Source organism: Isoptericola cucumis (assembly GCF_014635665.1).
GTDB classification, from domain to species: domain Bacteria; phylum Actinomycetota; class Actinomycetes; order Actinomycetales; family Cellulomonadaceae; genus Isoptericola; species Isoptericola cucumis.
Map to the genome: position 1 here is coordinate 164,655 of NZ_BMDG01000013.1, position 6,192 is coordinate 170,846.

Sequence of the window (6,192 nt, forward strand, 5' to 3'; positions counted from 1 at the left end):
GACAGACGATGACGCACGCACCGTTCGGTTCCCTGGGCGCGCACTCCGCGGACGGCTACGAGGCTTCCACGGTGCGTCCCTACGCGGTCACCGGTGGCCGCGTCCGCTCGGCGCTGTCCGACCTGCCGCTCGAGGCCCTGGTCGAGGTCATGCCGGGAGCGGTCAACAGTGTCGGCCTCACCCCCGAGAAGCGGGCGATCCTGCAGCACGCCGCGCACACGTACGTCTCGATCGCGGAGCTCTCCGCGCTGCTGCGCCTGCCCCTCGGCGTCGTCCGCATCCTGGTCGCGGACATGCAGGAGGAGGGGCACATCACCGTGCACACCTCGACCCCGGTCAACGTCCACACGGGGCACGGCAGTTCCCACTCGGGTCTGTCCCTGAGCGTCTTGGAGAGTGTTCTCAATGGCATTTCCGCCCTCTGACAGCGCGACGCGCGGTGCGTCCGGGGGCATGTCCCCCGCGTGGGCCCCGGTCTCGCAGACCGTCGGTGCCGTGGGCGCACCCGCGGCCGGCGCGCCCGCCCCGGCGGCGGGCGGGAACCCGCCGCGGCAGAGCGTGCTGGGCGGCGGGCGGAACACGGCGACCGATGCTCCGGCCCCGCGGCCCGTCGCGTCCGCGTCGTCCGGCCCGGTGACGTCGGTGCCGGGCGCGTCGGCGCAGCCGGCCGCGGCCCCTCGCCCGGTCGCGCAGCCCGTCCCGACGCAGCAGTCCCAGCAGCCGATCGCGACGGCGCCCGGGGCGGGGTCGGCCCCGCAGCCGGCCACGAAGCCCGCCGGCCAGCCGGCCGCCCCCACGGTCACGAAGATCGTCGTCGCCGGCGGGTTCGCCGTCGGCAAGACCACGTTCATCGGGTCGATCTCGGACGTCGACCCGCTGAACACCGAGGCCGCGATGACCGAGCACTCGGTCGGCGTCGACGATGCCGGCGGGGTCTCGGACCGCAAGACGACCACCACCGTGGCGATGGACTTCGGCCGTGTGGCGCTGCCGGGCAACCTGTGGCTGTACCTCTTCGGCACTCCGGGCCAGGACCGCTTCCTCTTCATGTGGGACGACCTGGCGCGCGGCGCGATCGGCGCCGTCGTGCTCGTGGACACCGACCGTCTCGAGCAGTGCTTCCCGGCGATCGACTACTTCGAGTCGCGGGGGATCCCGTTCGTGGTCGGGGTGAACTGCTTCGACGGCGTCGCCAAGCACCGCCTCGAGGACGTGCGCGAGGCCCTGCAGGTCCCGGCCCACGTGCCGATGCTGTACACGGACGCGCGGTCCCGTGCTGCGACGAAGCAGACGCTCATCGCCCTCGTGCAGCTCGCCATGCGCCAGCTGCGTGGCGGCGCGGCCTGACGACGACTCCCGCGCGAGGCGGTGACGACGGCGGTCCCGGGATCCGGGGCCGCCGTCGTCGTCGTCTCCGCGCCCGGGGGCACGGGCCGGCGGCTAGACTGCTGAGCCGGACGGCCGCCTGCAGGCCGACCTGAGGAGGGCTGACAGAGCGGCCTAATGTGACGGTCTTGAAAACCGTTGTGCAGCAATGCACCGGGGGTTCGAATCCCTCGCCCTCCGCCCGGGAGGACGCCCCCGGCGACGTCGGTCGCCGGGGGCGTCGTCGTCTCAGCGGATCTCGACGATGGGCAGCCGCAGCGCACCCGGGGCCGCTGCCGGGACCGCCGGACGCACCGGGGACCGCGGGGCGACGACCTCGTACGGCCGGCCGGGTGCCGGCCGGGGGTCGTCCTCGCCCTGGTTCGGCCACAGCGCGCAGGCCCGCTCGGCCTGAGCGGTGATGGTCAGGGACGGGTTGACCCCCAGGTTCGCGGTCACGGCCGAGCCGTCGAGCACGTGCAGCCCGGGGTGCCCGTGCACGCGCAGGTACGGGTCGACGACGCCGTCCTCGGGCGTGGCCCCGATGGCGCAGCCCCCGAGGATGTGTGCCGTCATCGGGACGTCGAACGGGTCGCCGACGGTGCCTCCGGCGATGCCGTCCATCCGTTCGGCCATGGCGCGGACGGTCTCGTGGGCGGACGGGATCCACGTGGGATTCGGCGCCCCGGTGCCCTGCCGTGACGTCAGCCGGCGCCCGAGCACGCCCCGGGGGGAGAACGTCGTCAGCGAGTTGTCGTGGCTCTGCATCACCAGCGCGATGACCGTCCGCTGGGACCAGCCCCGCAGGTCGTAGAGGGCCTTGAGCTGTCCTCGCTGACGCCACAGCTCGCCGAGCCAGCGGCGCCACCGCGGTCCTTCACCCGGTCCGACGCCGTCGACGAGCACCGTCTGCAGCAGGCCCATGGCGTTGGACCCGCGGCCGTAGCGCACGGGCTCGACGTGCGTGTGCTCGTCCGGGTAGAAGGAGGACGTGATGGCGACGCCCTCGCTGTAGTCCGGCTCGCCCACGTCGCCGCGACGCACCGGGCGCATGGCGCCGAGCAGCGCCTCGGAGTTGGTGCGGGTCAGGTGACCCAGGCGGTCGGACAGGTGCGGCAGGGTGCCGGTGTCGCGCATCGCGTGCAGGAGCCGCTGGGTGCCGAGCGTCCCGGCCGCGAGGACGACCTGCCGGGCCCGGAACGTGCGCCGCCTGCCCCACGGTCGCCCCGTCGTGCGCGTGCGGACCTCGTAGCCACCGCCGGCAGCGGGGCGGACGGCCGTGACCGTGGTGAGCGGGTGGACCTTGGCTCCGGCCCGCTCGGCGAGGTGCAGGTAGTTCTTCACGAGCGTGTTCTTCGCGTTGTGACGGCACCCGGTCATGCAGGCCCCGCAGTCGAGGCACGGGCTGCGGTCCGGTCCCGCGCCGCCGAAGAACGGGTCCGGGACGGAGCCCTTCCTGCCCGGCGACGACCCGGACCCGGCATCGTCACCGAGGTAGACGCCGACGCGCACGCGTCGGTACGTGTCGGCGACGCCGAGCCGTGCGGCGACGTCCTGCATCACCTCGTCGGCGGGCGTCGTGCGGGTGTAGGTCACGGCACCGAGCATGCGTTCCGCCTGGTCGTAGTACGGGGCGAGCTCCACCTCCCAGTCGGTGATGTGCGCCCAGGCGGGGTCCTTCCAGAACGGGCCCGAGGGGCGGTAGAGCGTGTTGGCATACACGAGGGAGCCGCCCCCCACCCCTGCCCCGGCCAGGACGAGCACGTCCCGGAGCCGGTGGATGCGCTGGATGCCGAAGCAGCCGAGTGCGGGGGCCCAGAGGAACCGCCGCAGGTCCCACGAGGTGCGGGGCAGCTCGTCGTCGGCGAACCGCCTGCCCGCCTCGAGGACGCCCACCCGGTAGCCCTTCTCCGTGAGCCGCAGCGCGGCGACGCTGCCGCCGAAGCCGGAGCCCACCACCACGACGTCGTAGTCGTCGCGGTCGTCGTGATCGTCGTCGTTCACCATGGGCCACGACGCTAGCGGTTCGGGGGCGCGCGGGGCGCCACGCCGCGGCTTTGCCCCGGAGTGCCGTGGGCGGTTACTCTGGGCGCCGCGGCGAGGCTGTTCTGGTGCCCGCCGCGAGGAGACGTCGCATAGTCTGGTCTAGTGCGCCACCCTGCTAAGGTGGTAACGGGGCAACCCGTTCGCGGGTTCAAATCCCGCCGTCTCCGCCAGGAAGGCTCCGGTGCTCGACGCCCGGGGCCTTTTCTGTTGCCGGCTCCCGGCGAGGTTGCGGAACCTGCCGGAGGGGTTCGCGGTGTCGTGCATCACGAAGCGCGTGCTCGGTTTGGTCAGCCGCCGCCGGGGCGGTAATGTTCTCGTCGGCCGGTGCGCGAGCGCCGACCGGGACTGCGCCCGTAGCTCAACGGATAGAGCATCTGACTACGGATCAGAAGGTTGGGGGTTCGAATCCCTCCGGGCGCACGTACTACGATGACGGCTCGATCCTCTCGGGATCGGGCCGTTCGTCTTTTCCTGGACCCACGGGGTGGCACAGCAGCGAGGTCAACGCCGACCATGGCTCTGACCTGGCCCCGGTCCGTCGTGCATCACGCGGCGGTCGGCGCCGACGGCGCCAGACGCTGCACCACACGACCGAGAGGGTGACCGATCGCATGAGCGATCAGACCTGGCAGACGATCGCGATCGTCGCCTACTTCGTGGCGATGCTGTCCATCGGCTACGCCGCCTACCGCCGCACGTCCGACCTCGACGACTACATGCTGGGCGGTCGCCGGCTGAGCCCCGGCGTGGCCGCGCTGAGCGCGGGCGCCTCCGACATGTCGGGCTGGCTGCTCATGGGGCTCCCGGGCGCGATCTACCTGTCCGGGTTGGTCGAGGCCTGGATCGCGATCGGCCTGACGATCGGCGCCTGGCTGAACTGGAAGTTCGTCGCGCCCCGGCTGCGGGCGTACACCGAGGTCGCGAACAACTCGATCACCGTCCCGAGCTTCTTCGACAACCGCCTGCGCGACCCGGCGCACCTGCTGCGCATCGTCGCCGGTGCCGTCGTGCTGGTGTTCTTCACCTTCTACGTCTCGTCGGGCATGGTGGCCGGCGGCACGTTCTTCGAGAGCTCGTTCGGGTTCAGCTACCTCACGGGCCTGCTCGTCGTGGCCGGCGTGACGCTCGCCTACACCCTCTTCGGCGGCTTCCTGGGTGCGACGTGGACCGACGTCGCGCAGGGACTGCTCATGCTCGCCGCCCTCGTCGCGGTGCCGGTGATGGCGCTCATCGACCTGGGCGGCTGGGGCGCGGTGCGCGACGGGATCCTCGCGGCGGACACGAGCGAGGCGGTCAACCACCTGTCGTTCCTCGCAGGGGCCTCGGCCACGGGCGTGATCTCCGCGGTCGCCTGGGGGCTCGGGTACTTCGGCCAGCCGCACATCATCGTGCGTTTCATGGCGCTGCGCAGCCCGCAGGACGCCAAGGTCGGCCGCCGGATCGGGATCAGCTGGATGATCGTCACGAGCCTCGGGGCGGTCATGACCGGGCTCATCGGCGTCGCGTACGCGTCCGCGGGGCGGCTGGATCTCGACAACCCGGAGACCGTCTTCCTGGTGCTCGCGCAGATGCTGTTCCACCCGCTGGTGGCGGGGCTCGTCCTCGCCGCCGTCCTCGCGGCGATCATGTCGACCATCTCCTCGCAGCTGATCGTCTCGTCGTCGGCTCTCGTCGAGGACCTCGTCAAGATGACGGGCAGGACGATGAGCAACCGGGCCGAGGTCATGCTGGGCCGCGCCGGGGTGCTCATCGTGGCCCTGGTCGCGGGCCTCATCGCTCTCGACCGCACGGCGACGATCCTGGACCTCGTCGGCTTCGCCTGGGCCGGGTTCGGCTCCGCGTTCGGCCCGCTCGTGATCCTGAGCCTGTACTGGCGACGACTCACGCGCTGGGGCGCGCTGTCGGGCATGGTCGTGGGCGCGGTGGTCGCGTTCACGTGGGGGCGGTCCGGACTCGCGGACACCCTGTACGAGATCGTGCCGGGCTTCCTCAGCGGGCTGGTCGTCGCCGTGGTGGTCAGCCTCCTGACGCCGAAGCCGGACGCGGCGGTGCTCGAGGAGTTCGAGCTCGCCCGGCGGCTCGCCGCCGGCGAGAAGCCCGAGCCGGAGACGGCGACGGCCTGACCTCGCCCGCGCGCCCAGGCGCGGCCGGCAACGCCCGAGGGCGGTCCCGATCACGGTCGGGGCCGCCCTCGGGCGTTCCCCAGGAGCCCCCAGCCGCCGAATTCCGGGCCTGCGAGCGAACTCGCCGACGACGTGTCGCGCGCCACGTCGGGCGACGTTGCGTTCTGGTCAGGACGTGGGTAATGTTCTCTGACGTCAGCCCGACGGGCCGACGGACACCGAGGAGACAGCCGAGAGGCTGGGTACCGGTGGCCGGGCCGGGACTGAAATCCACACTCTCAAGTTCGAGGTAGATGTCTGCGCCTCGAACGGTGGGTACTTTAGGATTCCTTCGCGTCAAGGAGCCCCGATCCTCCGGATCAGGGCGAATTGAGAAGAAGAAAAGGATCTGCTAAGTTTGAGGGGTTGCCCCGGAGGGCTGGGACTGAGGTTCTGGTGCTGATGGTGTGTGTCGGTTGTTTGAGAACTCAACAGTGTGCTTGATAGTCAATGCCAAGTATTTTTGAACCTTTTGGTTCCTTTGGATCGGACTGAATGAACTAGCTAGTTTGTTTTGGTCTGGCCAGGTATTGTTGAATGCTGCGGGCCTTTGTGGTTCGTGGTGTTTTCTCTCTTTTACGGAGAGTTTGATCCTGGCTCAGGACGAACGCTGGCGGCG

4 protein-coding genes and 3 tRNA genes are annotated in these 6,192 nt (G+C 71.0%); 6 read left to right on the top strand and 1 reads right to left on the bottom strand.

Translation table 11 applies throughout. The annotated features are described in order from the left end of the window. Positions 1–8 precede the first annotated feature (8 nt). The 3 genes from IEW03_RS17580 to IEW03_RS17590 all read left to right on the top strand — a co-directional run bounded on the left by IEW03_RS17580 (position 9) and on the right by IEW03_RS17590 (position 1,566). Positions 9–425 (top strand): DUF742 domain-containing protein, encoded by a 417-nt coding sequence (locus IEW03_RS17580; protein ID WP_188525003.1) that lies wholly within the window; start codon positions 9–11, stop codon positions 423–425. Positions 426–807: 382 nt separating this feature from the next. Further along, positions 808–1,347, top strand: coding sequence for a GTP-binding protein (locus IEW03_RS20510; RefSeq protein WP_229738405.1), 540 nt, complete (start codon positions 808–810; stop codon positions 1,345–1,347). 134 nt (positions 1,348–1,481) lie between these two features. Then, a tRNA-Ser gene (locus IEW03_RS17590) sits at positions 1,482–1,566 on the top strand. Between the two features lie 48 nt (positions 1,567–1,614). Here the strand turns inward: IEW03_RS17590 and IEW03_RS17595 are convergent. Further along, positions 1,615–3,372 (bottom strand): GMC family oxidoreductase, encoded by a 1,758-nt coding sequence (locus IEW03_RS17595; protein WP_188525005.1) that lies wholly within the window; start codon positions 3,370–3,372, stop codon positions 1,615–1,617. 117 nt (positions 3,373–3,489) lie between these two features. On the opposite strand from IEW03_RS17595, the gene IEW03_RS17600 reads away from it, so the two are divergent. From IEW03_RS17600 to putP, 3 genes are all read left to right on the top strand, one after another. Further along, positions 3,490–3,581: transfer RNA gene (locus tag IEW03_RS17600), tRNA-Ser, on the top strand. A 177-nt stretch (positions 3,582–3,758) separates the two neighbouring features. After that, a tRNA-Arg gene (locus IEW03_RS17605) sits at positions 3,759–3,831 on the top strand. Positions 3,832–4,022: 191 nt separating this feature from the next. Then, positions 4,023–5,534, top strand: coding sequence for a sodium/proline symporter PutP (gene putP / locus IEW03_RS17610; protein WP_188525006.1), 1,512 nt, complete (start codon positions 4,023–4,025; stop codon positions 5,532–5,534). Positions 5,535–6,192 lie beyond the last annotated feature (658 nt).